This is a genomic window from Pseudoalteromonas sp. Scap25, assembly GCF_013394125.1.
In the GTDB taxonomy this organism is placed as follows: Bacteria; Pseudomonadota; Gammaproteobacteria; order Enterobacterales; family Alteromonadaceae; genus Pseudoalteromonas.
On the sequence record NZ_CP041327.1, the window covers coordinates 3,042,501 to 3,065,536 of the forward strand.

Below are 23,036 nucleotides of genomic sequence, written 5' to 3' on the forward strand. Positions count from 1 at the left end.
GTTGATCTTGATTTAGCCATTGAATGATACCTGATAGCTGGCTTTCTAATCCTAGTGTTTGCGCTTTAGAGTAAGCCGATTTTAGATCATCATTAAAAGGTGCGACGGTTTCGGCAATGGCCTTTTCTGATGTTGGCTTAATTTGTTCATACTCTTTAATAGCTGCCACAGTTTTGCTTTGACGTAAGTCCATTGAAAATGCCACCAGCTGTTCATTTCCTAAGCTGAGTTCTTGGGCTTGTTCAAATGCTTTATCTAAGTCGCCACTGAAAAAGGTTTTACTTACATCTTGTAACTCTGCCATTAAATCATTTATAGCTTGCTGTTCGTCTTCATTAAGCTCTCCATTTACTGACATAGAAAATGACAACTCACGAGACTCAGAAAATTGCGTACTAAATGCTTGTGAGCTTTCAGTTTGCTGATAGCGACTAGATGACTGGGATTGGTAAGCGTCTGCAAAACTAATACTCACCTCATCACCTTCTGCGGTGGTAAAAGTATAATCAGCGCTGTTACTAAGGTTCACATATTGCGATTGACTAACCGTTACACTTGCTGGCTGAGGATTAAATAAGTTCTGCTCAAATTTATCAAGGCCATTAAAGATGCCCTCTTTTGATTTATCAATACCCTCTTCAAGCTCTTGATTAAATACGCCCATGCCTTTTAATTCATCGACAGCTTCATCAACACCTGTTTGCACGCCTTTACGTGCCTGGTTGAGTATATCTTGTAGCTTGTCATCATCGGCACCATTGGCTTTGGCTTTTTTTACTGAGCTGGTCACAAAGTCTAAAACATTTTTGACTACTTCATTAAAATCAAACAATGGTTTGTCTTTTTTCGCTTCAGCAACCGGCAAGCCTAATTCTTTTGCCATTTTGTCACCCAATACGGCAGCAGCCAATTCTTTTCCGCGTTGCTGATAGCTAGTTGGTGGGGAGTCTATTTTAGGCTGTGGCATTGCTTGCTTAGTATTGTATTTATTGGCATTGCTGTTTGGAACAAAACTAAAGTTACCTATTTTCATGAGAAGACTCCTATTTAGACATACTCTTATATCGGCCAAGTAAGCCTATACTGTAGTAAAATGCTTAAAAAAAGCTCACTATATTTGATCAAAACTAGACAAATACGCTTCGCTCCCTACAATAGCGCCGATAAACAGATCTCAACGATAAGGTTATACCGTTAATGGCAGTTATAAATATAGATACCACGCAGTACGATGCACAATTAAATGAAAAAGAGCAGCGTATTACAGAGCAGTTTCAACGTTTCGGTGTAAAACAGTTAGAAGTATTTAGCTCTGAGCCTATTAACTACCGTCAACGTGCAGAATTTAGAGTATGGCACGATGGTGACGATCTGTTTCACATTATGTTTGATCAACAAACGAAAGATAAAATACGTGTTGATACCTTTGACCCTGCAGCTCCTTTAGTAGGTGAAGTTATGCAGGTAATGATTGATAACTTAAAAGGCTGCGAAGTACTGCGTCGTAAATTATTCCAAATAGATTATTTATCGACCCTCAGCGGTGAAATTTTAGTAAGCTTGCTTTATCACAAGCCACTTGATGAAAACTGGTTAACTGAGATTAATGCCTTAAAGGAAAAGCTAAGTAGCCAGTACAAAATTGACTTTATTGGCCGTGCACGTAAGCAAAAAGAAAAATTAGGCGATGACTTTGTTACTGAGCGTTTAATGGTAAATGGCCAAGAGCTAATCTATCAACAGGTAGAAAATAGCTTTACTCAGCCTAATGCGAAGGTGAATATTAAAATGTTAGAGTGGGCACAAGAGCTATGTAAACCACTAAACAATGATTTACTAGAGCTGTATTGTGGTAACGGAAACTTTTCAATTGCACTTGCGGGCTCATTTAATAAAGTGCTGGCAACAGAAATATCAAAATCGTCTGTGCATTCAGCGCAATATAATATTGCTCAAAACAAAGTAACTAACTTAGATATTATTCGCATGTCGAGCGAAGAGTTTACTCAGGCAATGAAAGGCGAGCGTACTTTCTCTCGCTTAGATGGTATTGACCTTAGTAGTTACAACTGCCAAACCATTCTAGTCGACCCACCTCGTGCTGGCATGGATACCCTAACGTGTGATTTAGTGGCTAACTATGAGAATATTATTTATATATCATGTAACCCAGATACGTTAGAGCGTGATCTTGATCACTTATGCCAAACCCATGAGGTTAAGCGCTTTGCAATATTTGATCAGTTCCCTTACACACACCATATTGAATCTGGTGTATTTTTACAGAAAAAATAAAATCCAATACTATAATGCCAGCGCCTTGATAAGTGCTGGTATTTGCTCTTCACTAAATACTTTAACTTGATGCTTTACCAATAACTTAGCGGTCAGCCCCATGCCTTTTACTTTCACCCCACTATGGCTTCCATCATAAATTGTATTACGGCCACACGAAGGACTAGACTCTTTTAGTAAAGCAAAGCGAATATTATGCTTATTACAAAGGGCTAATGCTTTATTAGCGCCAGCTTCAAATGCACTTGTTACATCCTCGGCAGTATTTGTAATAACTCGATTTTGCTTTATCTCAGCGGGCGCTCTAGGCACGAGTAAGCCACCAGCAATCTCAGGACAAAATACGATTAATCTATTTTGCTTTTGCCACAAATTAAGTTGAGGGTGCAATATTGTTTGGCCTTTACCATCATAACGAACTGGCAAACCTAACAAACAACTTGAGATTAAAATTTTTTCCATAATGAATTTTCTTCTCCAAATAAAAAAGCTCCTTTCGGAGCTTTTTTATTTCACTAAACTAATTATTTATTTGCTAAGTAGTTAATAAGTGCGCTTACATCTTCTGGCGATGAAATACCTGACTCGCCACCTAAGTTAAGCTTATATTTACCATTAACAATAAATGTTGGAACGCCACGCAGTGCCCCTTTTCCTTTAAAGTAATCTTGGTCGCGCTTCATTTTAGAGCTCAGTGTACGTACCGAGAAGCTTTCAAATAATTTATCAAACTTGTCGCCATCTACACCTTGCGCTAAAAATACATCTTTTACATCTGCAAGCTCATTAAAACGAGCACGCTTTGCGTGAATGTGGTCAAACATCGCTGAAATAATTTTATCTTTTTGCGGTAGTACTTCAGCAGTAGCTAGTGCTTGGCTGATCATGGTTTGATGTTCTGGGTCACGAACGCCCACGAAATCCACATGGCTTTTCTTAAACTTTACGTTTTTGTCTAGCTTAGGTTTGATCTCAGCAAGCAGTGGCTCCATGTTATTACATGCAGGGCAGTAAAAAGAGAAAAACTCTTTTACTTCTGGCTTTCTGGTTGCACGATCAGAGACGACATCATAATGTACGCCCTCTTCGTAAGTGGCAGCAAAACTGGTTGCAGCTAAAGGGAGTAATACAGCAAGCAACCCTGCTTTAACTAATTTGATCATTATTATGGTGCTCCAAAAATTATAGTTTTAGTAAAAAGCTAATTAACTCATCAAGTTCTTGTTGGCTCTTGATTGTATTAATATTGATTTTATATTTGTCATTTACGATAAATGTAGGTACGCCAGTTAATGCGCCAAGCTCAGAATATTTATTCTGCTTATCTTGCATGGCACGTTCAGCTGCTATGATAGGCAAACTAGCAATATCATTATCAAATGTGCTGTTATCAATTGCGTTAAGCTCTAATAACTTCTTAACGTCTTTAATTTCTGTTAATGGTGCACGCTGAATATGGATGCTTTTAAAAATTTGCGCTGTTACTGCTTCGGCTTGACCATGTTTTTTAGCAATTAAGTAAGCAAAGCTCAGGTTACTTTGTGCTTGTGGTGAAACGCCCCCTAAAAAGTTAACATGATTTTTTACAAACTCAGCCCCTTCAGGTAAGTTTTCTGCAATCCCTTTTGCTACCGGCTCAAACTTAAAACAGTGCGGGCAATAGAAAGAGAAGAATTCGGTTACGTTTGGCGTTTTACTCTTTTCAACGTCAATCACAGTATATTGATTACCTGCTTCAAAGTTGGCAGCTAGTGCTGCGAAAGGTAAACATAGGATCAGTAAACTTAGTTTTAATTTTTTAAGCATGAATATCTCGTTATACTTCTTTTTTAAATAAAAATATTATGGCAATAATTTTAACGGGGCTTCTTGCAAAGCTGCAAGCTGTTCTTTAAGCGCTAAAATTTGTTGCTCCCAGTATTTGTCATCTGCAAACCATGAAAAGTTCCGTACAAAAGCTGGATCGCTCCAACGTTTTGCAACCCAACCCATGTAATGAATCATACGCATGGCGCGAAGCGGTTCGATCAGCTTCAGTTGTGAGTGATCAAAATCACAAAACTCTTCATACGCATTCACTAAAGTGTCTAACTGTAACAGCTGTGTTTGTCGATCGCCACTGAGCATCATCCATAAATCTTGAATTGCAGGTCCTTGGCGGCTATCGTCTAAATCAACAAACATCAGCGCATCCCCAGCCCATAAAATATTACCAGCATGGCAGTCTCCGTGTAAGCGAATACTGTCTACATTTTTATATTGCAGCTGCGCTTGGGCAATAACTAAATCTAAAATAGTGTAAAAGGAAGTTTCTAGTCCCATAGGAACTAAATTACTTTTTTGTAAATGAACTTTAGCTGTATGCAGGTATTCATCACAGCTAACGATTGGTCTTTGGGTAAAGGGCTGCGTTTTCGCTACTTGGTGCATGCGACCAATTAAACGCCCTAGTACGTCAAGCTGATCTAAATTATCGACTTCAAATAAACGCCCGCCTACACTTGGGAATAAAGTAAATAAATACCCTTGGTGTTCAAATAAGCTTTGCCCATTATGCTTTATTGGCGCAACCACCGGTACTTCTGCGGCTGCCAGTTCAAAAGCAAAATCATGTTCCTCTTGAATTTGTGCTTTGCTCCAGCGCTCAGGCCGATAAAACTTAACAACGTAACGTTTTCCACCCTCAGCTACAAATTGATACACTCGATTTTCGTAGCTATTTAGCGCTAGCAACCCTGACTCAGCGTAAATATCAACGCTTTCGATGGCATCCAAAATAAGATCTGGGGTTAAGTCAATAAAGCTAAATTTACTCATATACTTCTTATATAAAAGAAAAGCGGGAATATCCCGCTTTTTTGTTAATATCAGTGTTCGTCTTTTAATACAGACTCTTTATCGCGCTTTAAAAAAGTTACTTTGCTGCGATATTTGGTTATCGGGTTCGTTTATTGGCGACAGTACAAAGTTAAACTCGGTCATTGGCGCTTTTAAATCATAAGGGTCCATTACTAATGATAACGGCACATTATGCGATTCACCAGCGTTCACCGTAAAGGTGGTATCACCTATGTATTTATAGTTATCTAACCCTTTAACATCAATAGAGAATGTTTGCTCGTACTGTGCCTTATTAATCACTTTTAAGGTGTAGGTGTTTTCAACTAAGCCATTAAAATCGACACGATACAACTGATTGCGATCACGGATAATATCAAAGTCCATAGGTTTACGCATAGCTATATTGGCTACCAACGCACCGGTAAGTAAGACTAAAATAATACTGTAACCAATCAGCTTAGGACGCAGCGGATGAGTTTTATTCTCTGGGGTTTCCAAGTTACGCTCGGTGGTATAAGAGATTAGACCTCGAGGATAATTCATTTTGTCCATTACGCCGTCACAGGCGTCAATACACGCGCCACAGTTTATACACTCGTATTGCAGACCATTACGAATATCAATCCCAGTTGGGCAAACCTGCACACACAAGTTACAGTCAATACAATCACCTAACCCCAGCTCTTTTGGGTCTTGTTTACGCGAACGTGGCCCGCGGTTTTCACCACGCGCTTCATCGTAGCTTACAGTAAAGGTGTCTTTATCAAACATTGCTGACTGAAAGCGTGAGTATGGGCATATATGTAAACACATAATTTCGCGCATCCAACCCGCATTACCATAAGTACAAATAGTAAATACAATAATACTAACTAAGGCATAACCGCCTACGTTAAAGGTAACAAATTCTGGGAGTAGTTCGCGAATAGGCGTAAAGTAACCAACAAAGGTTAACGCTGTATATAGAGAAAATAGCACCCAACTAGTGTGCTTTGCGGTTTTTCTCCAGAATTTATCAAAATCCATTGGCCGCTGATCTAACTTTTTACGTTGATTAGCACTGCCCTCAAATTTTTCTTCAAACCAAATAAAAATAAAGGTCCATACTGTTTGCGGACAGGTATAGCCACACCATACGCGGCCATAAAAAGTAGTCACTAAAAATAGAGCAAACGCCGCAAGCATAAAAATAAATGCAAGAATAGTGAAGTCTTGTGGCCATAGGGTTAAACCAAAAATATTAAACTTTTGCTCCATTAGCTCAAACAACACAGCTTGCTGGCCATTAAAGTTGATCCAAGGCAATAACATAAACGCTAGCATGCCTAAAAAGCCAATGCGTTGTCTTAGTAATTGATGAAGCCCTGTAACCGCACGTACATAAATGCGATTGCGGGGGTTAAATCTATCTTCTTGACGGCTCAGATCAGGTTTTTGGATCTTAACCTCTGTTGGTATGTTTTTTACTTTAATTTGCTTATCCATTGAAGTTCCTCAACGCCGCTAGGAAATAAAAATTCAGCAATCTTTTTGTACTTTTCGCCTAAGTGTAGCAACTTGCATGCTAAACATAATACGCTTTAAGTCGCACTTGTATACTTTCAGATATTTCAGAAATATCTAACTACTGCCTCTTATTATACGCATATTAGCTAAAATTACTGACTAGATTGCTAATAATTTATTCAATTTGTGACTTGCTTTTAAGGTGTATTTTATTACACTTGCCGGCTACTAAAGTGTTGTTTGGATCAAGGTTTGTATATTTATGAAGAAATTTTTTATACTAGTGGTTGTGATCCTAGCATTTTTTACCGTTGATCATCCTTTGGTAAAAGAGCCGCGCGAACGGTTGCTCGGTGATGGTATCGGTTTGTTAAGCAGCTCAACTAAAGTAGATCGCTTTCCTGTAGCAACCATGACGAGAAATAAAGTGAATCAACAGTTAGCACTTTCTCGTTCTGAGCAAGACTATGTTGCTAAAACATTTACTACGGATGAATCAGTCAAGTTATTTGAACTACGCTATTGTCGCCAAGGTGATCTAAACCTCTATTTTTACGAAGAACGATTACTTACTGTATGTCGTATTATCAAAGAGTCATTAGCGCAAGCGAGAGTAAAGTAATGGATTTTTCTGGATTAAATAAAAAAGCAAGTAACTCATTTCATAAACATCGCACCATGCTTAAGCAATTGGCACAGGGTAAAACGTTAAAATGCGAACATTGTAATGGCGTATTAACCCTTAACTTAGCCACCAGCGAGCCTGGTAAGGGAGTAATACAGTGCAAACAAGGTTGCACTGATATTGAATTAGAAATTGGCGGTTAGGTGTTAAGAATAACGATTGAGCGCTAGAAAACTTACTCTTCCCACCCTTCATCAGTATATAAACCACTGTTAAGCGCAACAATTTCGATAAGTTCAGCAAAACCTAACGCAAAGTCGCCCATTAGCTCGTACTGCTGCTCACATAAGTGCAATTCATCAATATTATTTTGTTGTGCAATTTGCACAATGACTGGTTTATCGAGTGCAAAAAAACTGAGCGTAGCCTGTGCGCTTTCAAGCGCTTGCTTGTATTGAATGTCTAGTTGCTCACTTGCTAATAACTTATGGGTATACGCTTGGCTTGCGGTTAAAAAACCCGCTGACCACTGCTGGCAAAAGTCATATTCAAACTCAGCGGGTAACTTATAACCCAACTCAAATACTTGCTCACTCACCTGATGGTGTAATGCCATAAACAAAAATAACATGTCTTCATCAAGGTCGTTTGCTGTATCAGGGAGAATATTTTCTAACCATTGGTGAACTTCTAATGGCTCAGGTGAACATATAACGCCAAATAAATAACCTTGGCTTTGGGTAAGGCTCATTGCGCCTGATTGGGTATTTAAAAACTCGCTGAGCAGCTTAGCATGCTGCTCAGTAAACTGAGGTATTTGCATTAAAACTCTTTATATAAAATATTAAAATTTAAGTGGGTAACGACCTTGGTTATCTGGTCTGCCTAAAAACTTCACCGCGTCATGTACCTCTTTGGGTAAAGTTAGATCAGGTTTAACATATCCCGCAACTTTAAAGTCAAAATTAGCCTTTAGTGTAGCATCTGCTTCTAGCCCTAATCTATTGTCTGGCTCGATGAGTATAGCAACATCGCCCGACTTACAACTTAATTTGCCACTAAGATCACCAATATTGAACCAACCAGTTAAACCTTGTACGTCAATATCAGGACTGGCTATTTCACCTTGTAGTGATTGGCAATATGGCGCTCCAGAAACGTATTCATCGAGCTCTAAAATTACACGTCCTTTAGCAGTAACTGGTAACGGTAAATCAATTCGCTGCATTGCTCGCTCAACCGTTGAACGCACTACAGTATCAGTTATTTTAAGCTCATCACTTGCTAGTGAATAACTAATATCTGCATAGCCCGATATGTCACTGCGTTCGCGAGGATTACCAAAGCGTAAGTTAGTATTCACTTGAGCTTTAAATAACGCCCAGCCAGATATATCCCAGCGTACATTATTTAATTGCTCACCTTCAAAGCGCAGCTGCATAACTTGTCCCTGCCACAACGTGCCAGCAGTTTGTCCTATTTCTAGCTGCGGTGGAAAATACGGTTTAGCTAAATTTACAGCAACCGCAGCCGGTAATTTAATAACGCTAAAAACAATAAAGCTCATTAAAAAAACGATGGATAATATTATTATTTTTTTCATTAACTACTTCTCTAATACTAAACGGCTTACGCGTACATAACCGGATTTATCATCTTGGCTTAAATCTAGATTTTCTACGCTTAAACCATGCTGATTAACGAGCTCATCAATCCATTGGATTAATAGATTAAACTCTACTGAGTCGAGCGTTAAACGAAGTGAGTTATCATTAGGCTGCATTTTACTAATATTAATGCTGTAACGGCCGCGCGTATTATTAACTATTTGGCTGAGATTTTGATTACTCACAGCTTGCGTTTTACCCGCGGCTTTGAGCTTAACAATACTCTCGTCTACCCAGGCTAACAATTCTTGCTGTTTTATTTGTGATTGCTGTGCCCGCTCTATCGCAGTATTTAAAGGCCTAAAAACCCCCATCACCAAAACAAAAATGATAAATACAACGCCTGCAACCATAATTAGTTGTTGCTCTTGCTCTTTTAATGAACGCCAATATTGCATTAACTGCTGCTTCATTGTGCACCTCGCAGTCTGATTTCGCCGACGATAAAATCGCCATCATTATTTAACGAGCCCTGCTCAACAGTAACCCCTTGCTGCTCTAGAATGGCTTTAACCTTACCAAAAGTTTGAAAGTCTTTACCACGCGCTCGAATGCGCAATTCATTACGGCGTTTGTCAAAGCGTAATGTTTGTGGCGTAAACTCACTCACTTGCGAAAACACGCTAACCAATTTACTGGTTAAATCTAAAAAGCCAGCATCGCTAACACCTTGTACTTTATTCAATGCACCCTGTATTTGATTTTTAATTAAATGAGGGCGTACTCGTGTGCCGGGAAAGGCTTTTTGATATCGCTCTACTACTTGCGATTTAGCTACTTCTAGCTGCGAATTAAGCTGATGCAATTCAACCGCTTTAATAGTCACACTTGATACCAAGGCAACCACACTAATAATGGCAGCACTTTTCCAGTAACCCCACCATAACGCAGTTTTCTTTTTAAGGGTGTAAGGTCCTTGACGCAAATTAAACTTAAGTTTATCAAGTTGTTTAGCAAATAATGCTAACGGTAACTCATAGTCACTTGTTTGCGGATATAAGTTAAGTGCTTCAGGAAACTGATCAGCGGGGCTGTAATGCTTGATATCTGGGTTGCCTAATGCTACTAAATACTCGTTTAGCCAACTGCTTTCAACCGCGCTAATGTGCCAGTCACCTTGTTTAAAGAGCCACTGTTTATTAAGTTCGATGGCAGTAACACATGACTCTTCAGCGCTTGGCAATAGTAATGCATCCGGTACTATTTGATACGGAGTGAGTTGATGTTGTTCAAATACTTCTAACCAGTGCTCAAACCAATCACGGTTCGTTAGCGCAATCTTAATTGCATGCTGCTCATCAACCATAGTTGGCTCCCCAAGCGCGATATAAACGTCGTCTATATCACATGCAATATCTTCTTCGAGCATATAGGGCAATGCTTGCTCTAATTTACGGCTCCACTTTGTTGGCAGTGTCACCGTTTTTAATTGCACCTGGTCACATGGTAAAAGTACCACAAGTTCTCGGGTTAATGCTTTTTCAGTTAGTTCACTTAACTGATTGGCATTTTGTAGCTCGCCACTGGCTATTATTTCTTGTTCTTGTGGTGAGTATATTAACCAGTTAAGTAAATCTTGCTCGGTTTGACCCGTGCGGATCAACAGTATCTCTGTCACTGTACGCCTCCAAATTTTCGCGCCAGTATCGTTACCTCGCCATTGCTGGCATACAGTAATGTGGTCATCGAAAAACGCAAATCAACAAATTTTGCCTGCGTTTGTAATTTAAAATATTCACTTTTTAAACTAAAAAGTTTTTCTACTGCTTTGATATTTTTGCCGCCTTGTTGTTTAACAGACTCAAAAAACTCTTCAATATTATCAAAGCCATTTTCAGGTCGCGCTGCAATTACCGCTTGAGCACCCGAAACACTCAGTTCGTCTATTAGGCCACTGAACAATAAAGCTTGCTCTTCAGTGACCGTATTAACATTAATTGAAAGTAACGTACTGCCAGGGATCACACAGACAAAAGGCAGCACCTTTTCCATCACTAAAGGGTTAAACCCTTTAATTAAACGCAGTTCAGATACCGAAGCAAATAGGTTATTTGCTGTCATGTACGGAAACTGACGCGATAAATACTCGCCCTCTTCAGCTCCTGAGCGATACGTAATACTATTTTTATCCAACCAGTCAAAAACACTATCAGCCATACCTTCTTCAGACTCATCACTGGGTAAGTCTTCTATATTTTCTAATATGGCAAACAACGCTTTATGCGCAGGGTTCGTTTTATTAGTACTGTTTGAGTCAGGCTCAGCACCAAGCGCATTTAAGTTTAAACAAGCTTGTAAATCAGTTAACTGACCGCTTAACGTGCCGTTATCAACTGGATACTTAACATCACCTTGCTTTGCCCACGGCTGCGCTAAGGTGGTTTTTTCTGGATCGTCTTTTTTACTTTGAATTAAGCCTTTAATAGCTAATTCTTCAGCGCCATAAGCATACCATTTAGCCTGTTGCTGACTTTGCAAGTTAGTACTTCTTTGTACCTGTAACATTAAGTTCGCACTCATTTCTACGGCTAAAATAGCAGCCAGCGCGACAATAAATAACACAATAACTAACGCCGCGCCGCGTGATGTTTTTTGATTCATCAAGGCGTTCCTCGGCCATTTGGTTGCGATTGGTTAGTACCATCATTAACCGGTTTTGGTAGCTCTTTACCGAGTCCTGGCACTAAAAAAACGCGCCTAATTGGTTCTGCGTTCATTTGCTTTAACGTTACAGCTACCGCTTTAGGTAACGCCTTAATTTGCCAGTTTTCTTGCCACTCTGCGTTACCATCTAAAAACTCAAATTTAAGCTCTTCTACGTCAGCTAAAACAACTTGGCTACGAGGCTCCATATTATCAAGTTGATCAACATAAATGCGATATACTCGTTCTAAGTTGTCATCAATTACTCGATAACCAACAGCTTGCAGCTCTGAGCGAGGAAGTAAATTAATGGGATTCATCCAACCATCACGCACAAAGGCAATGCCATCAAGCTGGCTTTCTAAAATGTAGCGCCCTGCAAGTAAGTAACTCTCTTGAAAATCCCCAGCTTCATTACGCACTTGGCGTTTAGTCATTTGGCTAAAGTCTTGATCCATTAGCCTGAAGGCTGTTTGTAACCCATTTAGCTCAGCAATTTTTTCATCTGATGCTTCTTTGGCACGCGTGGTGGTATCAAGTATTTGGTGGGTGGCCATAATAACAAACGCCAACACTCCTAGTGCCACCATCACTTCTAATAATGTAAAACCGCGCTGCTTCACTTATGGCTTACCTTTATTTAGGTAAGTACTTAACTCATAAATTGAATTTTCATACTTATCATCTGTAAACACATTAATAGTGACCTTTACAAAGCTCTTATCCGCAGTGGGCACAACATCTTGGCGCCAAAACCATTCAATCCCCGCCATCATCTCAGTACCGCGGGTACCATTTTTACCTTGCCATTTTTCGCCTTTCGTTCGTTGTTCTACCAATACATTCTCAGCTACCCATGAGCCATACGTTTGCTCTTCAATGCTAGATAAGTGATGAATATGCTCACCAGTTGCTTGCATTGCAGCAATACCCGCCATAGCACAAATACTTAGCGCAACTAAGACTTCTAATAAGGTAAAACCTTGGTATTTTTTCATTATTGGGGCTCTCGACGAAAATCAACTGGCGCAGCAAATTTACCTTCAATAAAATATACCGGCTCCGCCTGATCTTTTAACTCAAGCATGAGCTGAAATGCACTTACATCAGCAGAGGATAAAAGAAGTACTTGAGGAACTTTTAATTTTTTAAGTTCTAATAAGCTATCTTCATTATCGCCACTCATTAACTCACGCCAGTTAGACTGCTCTAATAAGTTATCTTGTGCCCAAGGTAGGTCTTCTAAATTAAGTGTTACTTTAAATTGCTGGTCAAACTCAATTGGTTTAAATAACTCTTCCCGCTTAAAGCTGGTCCACTTTTCGCCATCAAACACTAAAAATTCAAGCGTATTTTGATCAACTAATAAACCTAACTCTACCTGGTTAAGTACGGCAAATTCCGATGCGGCATTAATGGTGGTATGCAGCCTACTTGCTTGCTTATCTAGCTCTTCCTCTGCGCCGCCATCTAAGCTGTATACCACCATTTTGGTGGCAAAGGCGATGATCACCAATACCACTAAAATCTCTATTAAACTAAAACCATATTGCTTTGCACCTAGGTGCTTAAGGTTTACCCGCATGGTAAACCCCTATTAACTAAGTTTAAGCGTATGATAAAGTTAATGCCCATTACTGCTTATCTTCATCCCAGTTACCAATATCATCATCGGTAGCCGGTTCGCCATCGGGTCCCATAGAAAAAATGTCAAACTTACCAATCTCTCCTGGACTAATTAGTTGGTAATTTTTACCCCACGGATCTTCTGGTAATTTGCTAATAAAACCACCATCTGGGAAGCGTTTTGGAATAGGCTCAATACTAGTTTTAGTCACTAATGCCTCTAAACCTTGCTCTGTACTTGGGTAGCTTTTATTTTTAAGCTTGTACAAACTCATAGCATCTTCTAACTGCTGAATATCTAAATGCGCTTTATCAATAGCCGCTTCTTCTTGCTGACCCATAATATTAGGTGCCACAATCGACATGATCATCCCGATGATAACCAATACCACCATCACTTCTAATAAAGAAAAACCTGATTGTTTATTCACGTTATTACCTCGTTATTCTAAAAACACTAAACAAAAATGATTTAAGTAAATCATTAATATAAAAAAATAATTAAAGGCCAACAGCCTTATTCATTGCCATAATTGGCTGCAAAATTGCCATTACTATAAACAGTACAATGACTGCCATAGAGGCAATCATTGCGGGTTCTAATAATTTTAATGACACATTGACCATACTTTCAAACTCGCGATCTTGATTGTTAGCGGCTCGCTCTAACATTTGCTCAAGTTCACCAGACTTTTCACCACTGGCTATCATATGCAGCATCATTGGTGGAAACAACTTAGTTTGCTGCAGTGAAGCACGTAGGCTTGCCCCTTCACTTACTCTTTCTGCGGCATCAGCCACAGCTTGTTTGATTTTTTCGTTAACTAATACCCCACCAGAAATACGCATTCCTTCTAGTAGCGGTACTGAACTTGACGATAAAATACTTAAAGTACGAGCAAAGCGCGCGGTATTAATCCCTCTAGCAACTTTACCTATGCCTGGCATATGTAATACTTTTGCATCCCACCAAAACCGTACCTTAGGTTTTTTAAGCGCATACTTGATTCCAACCGCGGTAGCGGTGATCACCAGTAAACTTATAAACCAGTAATTTTGCACAAAATGACTACCCGCCATAACCCACTCGGTAGTCCAAGGTAAAACTTGTTTGGTTTTTTCGAACGTTTTTAATATTTTAGGTACTACGGTACCTAATAACACCGAAACAATACCAATAGCAAACACCACCAAAATAATCGGATACACCATAGCCTGCGTAATTTGACTGCGCATATGTTGGCGCTGCTCGGTATAATCAGCTAGCCTGTTGAGCACTTGATCTAAGTGACCTGACTTTTCACCTGCCGCCACCATAGCGCGGTATAAATCGTCAAATACATGCGGAAACTCACTCATCCCATCAGCCAGGGTATAACCTTCCACTACTTTAGAGCGCACCGACATTAACATACGTTTTAAGCGTGGTTTTTCACACTGCTCAGCAACCGCCATTACCGCCCCTTCTACAGGTAGGGCAGACTGAATTAAGGTTGCAAGCTGACGAGTGATCAAAGCGAGATCGGCTGTTGATATGGTTGGTTTAAATAAAGAACCGAGTAAAGGAGCTTTTTGACCTTTAACTTGTTTGTCATCTTGCGCAGCAGGCACAACCTCAAGTGGTGTAAGCTTTTGATCGCGCAGAAGCTGACGAACTTGCTTAGCTGTATCGGCTTCTAAAATACCTTTTTTTTCTTTTCCCCGGCCATCTAATGCGCGGTATTCAAACGCTGCCATAGTTAGCCTTCCTCACGCGTTACGCGCAGCACTTCTTCAAGCGTTGTTTTACCTGCAAGCACACGGCTGCAGCCATCTTGACGAATGCTTGGGCTGTGTTTACGAATGTATTTCTCTACGCTTTGCTCACCTTTACCGCTGTGGATCATTTCACGAATGGTTTCGTCGACGACTAATAACTCGTGAATACCAGTACGACCTCGGTAGCCATTAAAGTTACACTCTTCACATCCTACCGCGCGGTAAATCGTTGGAGCATTGTCAAACGGTACGCCGAGTAATTCACATTCACGCTCATCTGCAACGTGACCTTCTTTACAGCTATTACATAAAGTACGTACCAAGCGCTGGGATAATACCCCTAGTAATGAAGACGATAATAAAAACGGCTCAACGCCCATATCTTCCATACGAGTGATTGCGCCTGAGGCGGTATTAGTATGTAACGTAGACATAACTAAGTGGCCAGTAAGTGATGCTTGTACACCAATTTGGGCTGTTTCTAAATCTCGTATCTCACCGACCATAACTACATCAGGATCTTGACGTAAAATAGCGCGCAGACCACGGGCAAAAGTCATATCAACCTTGGTATTAACCTGTGTTTGGCCAATGCCAGGAATTTCGTACTCGATTGGATCTTCAACCGTTAAAATATTGCGATCCCGCGAGTTAATTTGGCTCATACCTGCATATAGCGTGGTACTTTTACCAGAGCCTGTAGGGCCTGTTACTAAAATTATACCGTGAGGCTTGCTAATTAAGTCGGCAAACAGCTCTCGGTTTCGAGCTGTCATACCTAAGTCTTCTAAGTTTAAACGTGCATTGTTTTTATCAAGCAAACGCAGTACCACTCGCTCACCAAAGCTCGATGGCATAGTCGACACACGCACATCTACAGCGCGCCCAGCGATACGTAAACTAATACGGCCATCTTGCGGTATGCGTTTTTCTGCAATATCGAGTTTGGCCATTACTTTAATACGCGATACCAACAAAGAGGCTAGTTTACGATTAGGCTTTAGAACTTCTTTGAGTACGCCATCCACCCGAAAACGAATAACCAGCTCTTGCTCAAACGTTTCAATGTGGATATCAGAGGCGCCTTCTTTAATTGCCTCACTGAGCATGGCATTAATCAGCTTTATAATAGGTGCATCGTCGTCACCGGCAAGCAAGTCTTCTGTTTGAGGGAGCTCATCAGCTAGTGAGAATAAATCAACCTCATTACCAATATCTTCCATCATTTGCTGAGTTTCTGAGCTATCACGTTGATACGATGCTTCTAGTAATAGCTCAAACTTATCATCTTCTAGTTGCTCAAGTGTAAAGCCATGTCCTGCAATACGACGCACTTCTAATAATACATCAACATCAAGCTCACCACGGTAATACACAATTTGGTTATCTTTATGCTTACTGAGTAACGCGCCAACACGTCTGGCATAAGAAAACGGCAAACGTTTTGCAGGCAGTTCAATTAAGTCATCTTGAGCAAGCTGTTCATCATTACTATGAGTAATTGGATGAACAACATCTTGATTAATATCTTCTATCGCATTAGTCATCATTACGCTCTTGTGCATTTTGTTTGCGTAAATGCTCTTCATACGTTGGTGGTAACAACAATTCGTCATTCCACTCAGGTAAAATAGGTGTGTCTGACATTGGCATTAAATTAATACCATCTTCACGTTTTTTAAATTGTTCACCGCGAATAAAGTTATATTTATTAAAGCTAAGTTTATTCATACTAACGCCATCGCGAATAATGGTCGGTCTTATAAATACAATAAGATTACGCTTACGCTTTGTTGTATTAGTTGACTTAAATAAGTGCCCTAAAATAGGGATGTCGCCTAGTAATGGCACTTTTGACACGCTTTCTTGTACATCTTCATCTATCAAGCCGCCTAATACCACCATGCCGCCATCATCTGCCATTACGGTTGTTTTAATTGCGCGCTTATTGACTGAAATATCAACTGCCGTTGCACCACTTACACTGGAAACTTCTTGTTCTATAGTCAACTGTACCGCTGAACCATCATTAATTTGCGGTGTCACTTTAAGCTTTATACCCACTTCTTGGCGCTCAACCGTCTGGAATGGGTTCGTATTATTACTACCTGTTTGCGAGCCAGTAATAATTGGCACTTCTTGGCCAACTAAAATAGACGCTTCTTCGTTATCCATAGTGGTAATAGAGGGAGTCGCTAGAATATTAGAATTAGTATCAGTTGAAACCGCTTGTACGATTGCGCCCCAATCGTTTTTAATCACTCCCATAGCTAAACCATTAATACCACCAAGTAATGATGCAAGCGGGCCGTAGTCGCCTTCTTTTGTTTCATCATATTCAGTTGGAGTACCCGTCTCTGTTCCAATAATTGTTTTAGTTATTGTTGTGTCACGAGCTTGCTCAGCAGCTACAGCTAAAGCACCGACAGGCACAGTGGTACCATTATTAAATTGCAGCATGCCGCCTTCTTCTGAAATCCATTGCAGACCAAAGTTAACGCCATCGCCTTCCATTACTTCAATTATAATGGCTTCCACTAGTACTTGTGCGCGGCGAATATCTAAGCGCGCAATAACAGACTCTAGTGAACGCATTGTATCTGGCTGAGCGGTAATAACTAATGAATTAGAATCTGGATGAGCTTCAATGCTAGTGTCGTTCTTATTACTACTGCGAGTTTTGGTTGCCCCACCTTTTGAGTCCTCTGCCAGCGATTTGCTCACACCTTGGAGTACTTTTACTAAATCTTCGGCCTTTGCGTAATTGAGGTAAAACACTTTGGTATTACCTTGGCTTTCCAGTTCTCCATCTAAACGTTTAATGAGCTCAATGGCACGTGTGCGTGCTTGGCCTTCACCACTGACAATCACACTATTAGTACGACCATCAGCTACGACTTTAGGAATTAAAAACTCAGGTACGCTACCCTTACCACTATCTTTATAGATATTTTCAACTACTGAGACAACATCATCAGCCGTTGCAAACTTGAGCTTAACGATATCGACTCGCTTATCACCCGCTTGATCAACAGAGCGAATAATTTCTACTAAGCGGTTAACCGAGGCTGCATGACCAGTTAGCATCATTACGTTGGCCGCGTTAAAGTTAGCAACGTGACCACCGTCTTTTTGATCGCTAAATTGGCGAACTAAAGGGCCTAACTCTTGTACGCTTACATTTTTAACTCGCACAACCCGTGTAATCATCATATCGCCAAGCGCTTGGCTATCAGCAGTAATTAATGGCACGTTTGATTTTTTAGCATCTGAGCTTTTTTCTATTTTTATTATGTTGTTGTCCATTTCAACGGCTGAATAACCGTAAACTTCTAAAACATTTAAAAAGAACTGATAGTAAAGCGCCTCATCCATTAATTCATAACTACGTACATTTACTTTGCCACGCACGTTAGGATCAATAATGATGGTTTTATTAAGGTTTTTGCCAACAATATTAATAAACTCATTAATATCTGTGCCCTTAAAGTTAGCAGCATATTCAACAGCAGCAACCGACATAGAAAGACTTGCCGCTAAAAAAAGTGCTGCATACTTAGCTAACCCTTTTTTAATTTTTTTGAGGTGTAGCACCTGAACCATTATGTTAAAACTCCAAAGCTAAGTTATTGCAGACTAAATAGTACATCTATTTGCTCACCATCACGCTCTATTGTGATAGTTGCATCTGTACTGTTTCGCAGCTCATTCATTGCTGCCATTGCCTGTTTTAAATCTGTTAATTGATAACCGTTAATTGCCACGGCTAAATCGTTATTTTGTAATCCCATTTGTTTAAATAGTTCGGGCTCTTTACCTGGACTCAAACGATAACCTATAAGTTCCCCATCATTCATCGCTTGAGAAACACGTATATAATCAAATAGCTTACCAGGTTCTTCTAAAAGCTCTTCGCGAGTTTCTATTAATGCTTCTTTCACCTCAAGGTTGGCAGTGGCATCAATTTGTTCATCGCTTTGTGCTGAAGGCGCTAAAGGTCCCATTTCAGACTCATCTCGTGCAGCGAGTACTGGCATTGATACTGTTTTAGTAAAGTCGAGTCCATCAAGCATTAAGGTTTCAAAGCGGCCACTTACATCTAAAATCACACGATCTGGGAGTATTTGCGATACTTTCGCACGTGTACCTTGCACCACATCCTCCACTAAATAACTCGTCTGGCGACCTTGTGACTCAATAATAGCCATTCCCGCTTTATCATCATTACTCACAGCAACAATACCGGTTAAGTTAATACTAAGACGCGTTTCAGGGGCATTATTGATAACTTTAGTTTGCGAAGCAGTATTGGTATTTTTTGTTACATTTACTTTACCAAATAAAAATTGCTCAATGATCGAATCTATAGACTGGTTATTACCGCCCATTGCTTGGCTAGAGTGACTAATAGGAACAAGGGGCGATGTTATTGGCTGCGGCCATAATAACCACATCAATTTTGATAATAAAAATGCAATATAAACAACAACTAAAACCATAACCATTGCACTTAATCTCGCGTGCGGTAAACGGCTTAATAAATGTTTAAATTGTTGAACGTGCTGTTCCATAGGTAGTATTCTTATTTTAATTTATAACGAAATCACTCAGCCATAGTACCTTTTCATTTTTCATTCAACAAGCACGCTAATATTAAACTTTGTAAACAGATTAATTTATTTATCGTATCAGCTATCAAGCAATAGCTACATGCGGTAACGGTTTCGTGATAATTTACCTAGGCAGTAAATTTACTAGGGATGTTTTATGACAAAGAAAACTAAACTCAATGACAGCTCAGAAAACGCTGACGCACTTAAAGTGAGGTTGGACAAATGGTTATGGGCGGCTCGATTTTATAAAACGCGTGCAATAGCTCGAGAAATGGTACAAGGCGGCAAAGTACATTATAATGGGCAACGCAGTAAGGCTAGTAAAATTGTAGAAATTGGCGCAGTTATAAAGCTAGCTCAAGGCGTTGATGAAAAAACCATCACAGTATTAAATATACTTGAAAAGCGCCAAAGCGCCCCCATTGCACAGACCATGTATCAAGAATCTGATGCTAGTATTGCTAAGCGTGAAGAAAATAGTATTGCACGCAAAAATAACAGTTTCTTTGCCCCTCATCCGGATAAAAAACCAGATAAAAAGCAAAGACGCGAACTTTTAAAAATGAAATCAAGTTAGGTATAGCCGCTCATGCAACAAGATTTACTTCACCGCTATTTATTTGACAACCTCGATGTTCGTGGCGAACTCGTACAAATAGACAACGCTTACAATGAAATGATTGCGAAACACAATTATCCAGAGCCCGTTAAAGCATTATTAGGTGAGCTGCTTGTTGCAACCTGTTTATTAACAGCAACGTTAAAGTTTGAAGGCGAAATTGCAGTTCAACTACAAGGTGATGGCCCCGTAAAATATGCGGTGATCAATGGTGATGATCAACAAAATATGCGTGGTATTGCGCGATTACAAAGTGAAGTAACTGGCTCAACGGTAAAAGAGCTCATTGGCCAAGGCTACATGGTTATCACGATTACTCCAACTCAAGGTGAGCGTTACCAAGGTATAGTGCCTTTAGAGCATGATACATTAAGTGAATGTATAGAAAGCTATTTTGAGCAGTCTGAGCAATTAAAAACACGCCTTTGGTTTGCAACCGATACTAAAGAGGGCAGCGCCAAGGCATGTGGGCTATTCTTACAAGTACTACCTGTAGATAAGCAAAAATCGATTGAAGATTTTACTCACTTAGAAGCACTCAGTAATACTATTAAAGATGAAGAACTACTAGAGCTTGATGCCAGTACTATTTTAACGCGCCTTTATCATGAAGATAACCCACGCGTATTTGACCCTCAACCAATTCAATTTAAATGTGGTTGTAATCGCGAAAAAACGATGACTGCTTTAGTTAATGTTGGTCAACAAGCGCTTATGGATGATGTCGAAAAAAATGGTGAGATTAAAATGAGCTGCCATTACTGTTTAAAAGATTATGTGTTTAACGAACAAGATATAAAAAATATATTTAACTAATCTAGATATTTTAAAGCACACTATAAAATAGCCATAATTTTTTATGGCTTTTTTATGTCCAAAAAATGACACCGGTATCACAAGCTGAGCATTTTTCATGACACCGGTATCATTGAAATTATTCATGTTTTTCCCTTAATTTATATGTTTTTACGGTGTTTATAAGCTCGAATATCCTTAATCCATCTGTTACTATATTTGCAGCTTAAAGGTTACTAAGACCCAGAGCTATCCCGTTCAATCTCACACAATTTAGGTATAAACATGACTTCAAGCGCTACCCGTTTTGTCGATCTAACTGCAGCTGAACTTGTCGAACACGCTATCAGCCGTGGCGAAGGGACTTTAGCCGCCAATGGTGCTTTTGTAGCTAACACTGGTCGTCGTACCGGTCGTTCTCCAAAAGATCGTTTTATTGTTCAAGAATCAAGTACTGAAAATGAAATCCAATGGGGTAATGTAAATCGCCCATTCGATGCAGATAAGTTTGACGCCTTATGGGCACGTGTAGAAGCACATGTGCAAAGTAACGACCACTTTATCTCTCACCTTGAAGTAGGCGCTGATCCAGAGCACTACCTTCCAGTGGTTGTAACAACAGAAACTGCTTGGCACCATATCTTCGCTAAAAACATGTTCATCGAACCACAATCATACAACAAAGCCGACTTTCCTCAGTGGCAAGTAATGAACGTACCTTCGTTTGTATGTGATCCAGAGCGCGATGGTACCAATAGCGATGGCACAGTTATTATTAACTTTGCACAACGTAAAGTGTTACTTGCTGGCATGCGCTACGCGGGTGAAATGAAAAAATCGATGTTCTCTGTGCAAAACTTCCTACTACCAGCGAAAGGTGTATTACCAATGCACTGTTCTGCTAACGTAGGTGAAGCAGGCGATACCGCATTATTCTTTGGTTTATCTGGTACAGGTAAAACAACATTATCAGCAGATCCGACTCGCTTCTTAATCGGTGATGACGAGCACGGCTGGGCACCTGGTAGTGTATTTAATATCGAAGGTGGTTGTTACGCTAAATGTATCGACCTTTCTCAGAAAAACGAACCTGTTATCTGGGACGCTATTCGATTCGGTACAATTTTAGAGAATGTGGTACTTGATGAAAACCGTGTTCCTGATTTCAACGATACCAGCCTAACTCAAAATAGCCGTGCAGCTTACCCACTAGAGCACGTTGAAAAACGTAAAGTTGAAAACCGCGCAGGTGAGCCTAAGGCTGTTGTTTTCCTAACATGTGATGTGAGTGGTGTACTACCGCCGGTATCTGTACTAACAGAAGAAGCTGCAGCATTTCACTTCCTAAGTGGCTACACAGCAAAAGTAGGCTCTACAGAAATTGGTTCTACTAGCGATATTGAATCAACATTCTCAACCTGTTTTGGTGCACCTTTCTTCCCACGTCCTGCAGGTGTATACGCAGAGCTTCTAATGAAGCGTGTACGTGAATTCGGCGCTAAAGTTTACCTAGTTAACACTGGATGGACAGGTGGTCCTTACGGTATTGGTAAGCGTTTTGATATTCCAACAACACGAGCTGTTGTGGATGCAATCGTATCTGGAAAATTAGCCGGTGTAGAAACCCAACACATTGACGTGCTAAACCTAGACGTACCAGTTGCAGTGCCGGGCGTAGATAGCAAGCTTCTTAACCCAATCAATACCTGGGAAGACAAAGCTAAATACGCAGAGTATGCGGCTAAGCTAGCATCTGATTTCACAGAAAATTTTGCTAAATACGACGTATCTGACGAAATTAAAAACGCAGGCCCTAAAGTTTAATAATCACCTTTAGCCTGATAATTAAAACGCCAACCTTGAGTTGGCGTTTTTGATCCTACCTATTTTACTTCAGCAACGTAGTTATTTTAATAATTGCTGATAAGCCACCTATTAGCTAAAACGTTTCCCTATGTTTTGTGCATTTCTTAATAAAGGCTCACCGAGAGCCTATTAAGCTTTAAAGTAGCAGTTACTAGTTTGTATATCTCAAATTAAATGCTATT

25 protein-coding genes (1 of these 25 only partly in view) are annotated in these 23,036 nt (G+C 39.9%); 6 read left to right on the forward strand and 19 right to left on the reverse strand.

The genetic code is table 11. From position 1 onward, the window contains the following. On the reverse strand, nt 1-1,033 hold the 5' portion of the coding sequence (locus tag FLM54_RS14050) for a DUF5610 domain-containing protein (RefSeq protein ID WP_178956685.1). The gene continues 92 nt to the left of window position 1, outside the view; only the first 1,033 of its 1,125 coding nucleotides appear in the window; it begins with the start codon at nt 1,031-1,033; the stop codon falls past the left edge of the window. 164 nt (nt 1,034-1,197) lie between these two features. Here FLM54_RS14050 and trmA point away from each other — a divergent pair, with 164 nt between their 5' ends. After that, the gene (gene trmA, locus FLM54_RS14055) at nt 1,198-2,295 is read left to right on the forward strand and encodes a tRNA (uridine(54)-C5)-methyltransferase TrmA (protein ID WP_138608198.1); all 1,098 of its coding nucleotides are present in this window, start codon (nt 1,198-1,200) and stop codon (nt 2,293-2,295) included. 9 nt (nt 2,296-2,304) lie between these two features. On the opposite strand, the gene FLM54_RS14060 is transcribed toward trmA, so the two are convergent. The 5 genes from FLM54_RS14060 to ccoG form a co-directional block, all read right to left on the reverse strand. Continuing rightward, the gene (locus tag FLM54_RS14060; protein WP_109875875.1) at nt 2,305-2,757 is read right to left on the reverse strand and encodes a DUF523 domain-containing protein; all 453 of its coding nucleotides are present in this window, start codon (nt 2,755-2,757) and stop codon (nt 2,305-2,307) included. A 62-nt stretch (nt 2,758-2,819) separates the two neighbouring features. Further along, entirely contained in the window at nt 2,820-3,458 is a 639-nt protein-coding gene (locus tag FLM54_RS14065; protein ID WP_008113400.1) for a thiol:disulfide interchange protein DsbA/DsbL, read from the reverse strand. Nucleotides 3,459-3,477: 19 nt separating this feature from the next. Next, on the reverse strand, nt 3,478-4,101 hold the full coding sequence (locus FLM54_RS14070; RefSeq protein ID WP_036980428.1) for a thiol:disulfide interchange protein DsbA/DsbL: 624 nt from the start codon (nt 4,099-4,101) through the stop codon (nt 3,478-3,480). A 36-nt stretch (nt 4,102-4,137) separates the two neighbouring features. Beyond that, nucleotides 4,138-5,112: a serine/threonine protein kinase gene (locus FLM54_RS14075; RefSeq protein WP_055013406.1), complete on the reverse strand. Its 975-nt coding sequence runs from the start codon at nt 5,110-5,112 to the stop codon at nt 4,138-4,140. Between the two features lie 78 nt (nt 5,113-5,190). After that, the gene (ccoG, locus tag FLM54_RS14080) at nt 5,191-6,621 is read right to left on the reverse strand and encodes a cytochrome c oxidase accessory protein CcoG (RefSeq protein WP_010393031.1); all 1,431 of its coding nucleotides are present in this window, start codon (nt 6,619-6,621) and stop codon (nt 5,191-5,193) included. Between the two features lie 283 nt (nt 6,622-6,904). Between ccoG and FLM54_RS14085 the strand changes: the two genes are divergently transcribed. After that, nucleotides 6,905-7,264 (forward strand): hypothetical protein, encoded by a 360-nt coding sequence (locus FLM54_RS14085; protein WP_010393028.1) that lies wholly within the window; start codon nt 6,905-6,907, stop codon nt 7,262-7,264. Continuing rightward, on the forward strand, nt 7,264-7,470 hold the full coding sequence (locus tag FLM54_RS14090) for a hypothetical protein (protein WP_010393026.1): 207 nt from the start codon (nt 7,264-7,266) through the stop codon (nt 7,468-7,470). Before FLM54_RS14085 ends, FLM54_RS14090 begins: the two co-directional genes overlap by 1 nt. A gap of 32 nt (nt 7,471-7,502) precedes the next feature. On the opposite strand, the gene FLM54_RS14095 is transcribed toward FLM54_RS14090, so the two are convergent. The 13 genes from FLM54_RS14095 to gspC form a co-directional block, all read right to left on the reverse strand. After that, nucleotides 7,503-8,090 (reverse strand): UPF0149 family protein, encoded by a 588-nt coding sequence (locus tag FLM54_RS14095; RefSeq protein WP_138596731.1) that lies wholly within the window; start codon nt 8,088-8,090, stop codon nt 7,503-7,505. Nucleotides 8,091-8,111: 21 nt separating this feature from the next. Next, on the reverse strand, nt 8,112-8,870 hold the full coding sequence (locus FLM54_RS14100) for a type II secretion system protein N (protein ID WP_138608184.1): 759 nt from the start codon (nt 8,868-8,870) through the stop codon (nt 8,112-8,114). Nucleotides 8,871-8,873: 3 nt separating this feature from the next. Continuing rightward, nucleotides 8,874-9,347 (reverse strand): type II secretion system protein GspM, encoded by a 474-nt coding sequence (gene gspM, locus FLM54_RS14105; protein WP_178956686.1) that lies wholly within the window; start codon nt 9,345-9,347, stop codon nt 8,874-8,876. Further along, complete coding sequence (gene gspL, locus FLM54_RS14110) at nt 9,344-10,552, reverse strand: type II secretion system protein GspL (RefSeq protein WP_178956687.1); 1,209 nt, start codon at nt 10,550-10,552, stop codon at nt 9,344-9,346. The genes gspM and gspL overlap by 4 nt, the downstream gene beginning before the upstream one ends. Further along, nucleotides 10,549-11,535, reverse strand: a complete 987-nt coding sequence (gene gspK / locus FLM54_RS14115; protein WP_178956688.1) for a type II secretion system minor pseudopilin GspK — start codon at nt 11,533-11,535, stop codon at nt 10,549-10,551. Before gspK ends, gspL begins: the two co-directional genes overlap by 4 nt. Further along, the gene (gene gspJ, locus FLM54_RS14120) at nt 11,535-12,200 is read right to left on the reverse strand and encodes a type II secretion system minor pseudopilin GspJ (RefSeq protein ID WP_010393015.1); all 666 of its coding nucleotides are present in this window, start codon (nt 12,198-12,200) and stop codon (nt 11,535-11,537) included. Before gspJ ends, gspK begins: the two co-directional genes overlap by 1 nt. Then, on the reverse strand, nt 12,201-12,575 hold the full coding sequence (gene gspI / locus FLM54_RS14125; RefSeq protein ID WP_010393012.1) for a type II secretion system minor pseudopilin GspI: 375 nt from the start codon (nt 12,573-12,575) through the stop codon (nt 12,201-12,203). Continuing rightward, entirely contained in the window at nt 12,575-13,162 is a 588-nt protein-coding gene (gene gspH / locus FLM54_RS14130) for a type II secretion system minor pseudopilin GspH (protein WP_178956689.1), read from the reverse strand. The genes gspI and gspH overlap by 1 nt, the downstream gene beginning before the upstream one ends. Nucleotides 13,163-13,211: 49 nt before the next feature. Continuing rightward, complete coding sequence (gspG, locus tag FLM54_RS14135) at nt 13,212-13,634, reverse strand: type II secretion system major pseudopilin GspG (RefSeq protein WP_178956690.1); 423 nt, start codon at nt 13,632-13,634, stop codon at nt 13,212-13,214. 70 nt (nt 13,635-13,704) lie between these two features. After that, the gene (gene gspF / locus FLM54_RS14140; protein WP_010393005.1) at nt 13,705-14,940 is read right to left on the reverse strand and encodes a type II secretion system inner membrane protein GspF; all 1,236 of its coding nucleotides are present in this window, start codon (nt 14,938-14,940) and stop codon (nt 13,705-13,707) included. Between the two features lie 2 nt (nt 14,941-14,942). Continuing rightward, complete coding sequence (gspE, locus tag FLM54_RS14145; protein WP_232735523.1) at nt 14,943-16,508, reverse strand: type II secretion system ATPase GspE; 1,566 nt, start codon at nt 16,506-16,508, stop codon at nt 14,943-14,945. After that, nucleotides 16,501-18,564, reverse strand: a complete 2,064-nt coding sequence (gene gspD, locus FLM54_RS14150; protein ID WP_178956691.1) for a type II secretion system secretin GspD — start codon at nt 18,562-18,564, stop codon at nt 16,501-16,503. Before gspD ends, gspE begins: the two co-directional genes overlap by 8 nt. A gap of 23 nt (nt 18,565-18,587) precedes the next feature. Further along, nucleotides 18,588-19,532, reverse strand: coding sequence for a type II secretion system protein GspC (gene gspC / locus FLM54_RS14155; RefSeq protein WP_178956692.1), 945 nt, complete (start codon nt 19,530-19,532; stop codon nt 18,588-18,590). A 196-nt stretch (nt 19,533-19,728) separates the two neighbouring features. Between gspC and hslR the strand changes: the two genes are divergently transcribed. The 3 genes from hslR to FLM54_RS14170 all read left to right on the forward strand — a co-directional run bounded on the left by hslR (nt 19,729) and on the right by FLM54_RS14170 (nt 22,812). Further along, nucleotides 19,729-20,151 carry a ribosome-associated heat shock protein Hsp15 gene (gene hslR, locus FLM54_RS14160; protein WP_010392996.1) on the forward strand — a complete coding sequence of 141 codons (423 nt, stop codon included), beginning with the start codon at nt 19,729-19,731 and terminating at the stop codon, nt 20,149-20,151. 12 nt (nt 20,152-20,163) lie between these two features. Continuing rightward, on the forward strand, nt 20,164-21,009 hold the full coding sequence (gene hslO, locus FLM54_RS14165; protein WP_178956693.1) for an Hsp33 family molecular chaperone HslO: 846 nt from the start codon (nt 20,164-20,166) through the stop codon (nt 21,007-21,009). A gap of 264 nt (nt 21,010-21,273) precedes the next feature. Continuing rightward, nucleotides 21,274-22,812, forward strand: coding sequence for a phosphoenolpyruvate carboxykinase (locus FLM54_RS14170; protein WP_138608169.1), 1,539 nt, complete (start codon nt 21,274-21,276; stop codon nt 22,810-22,812). Nucleotides 22,813-23,036: the final 224 nt, after the last annotated feature.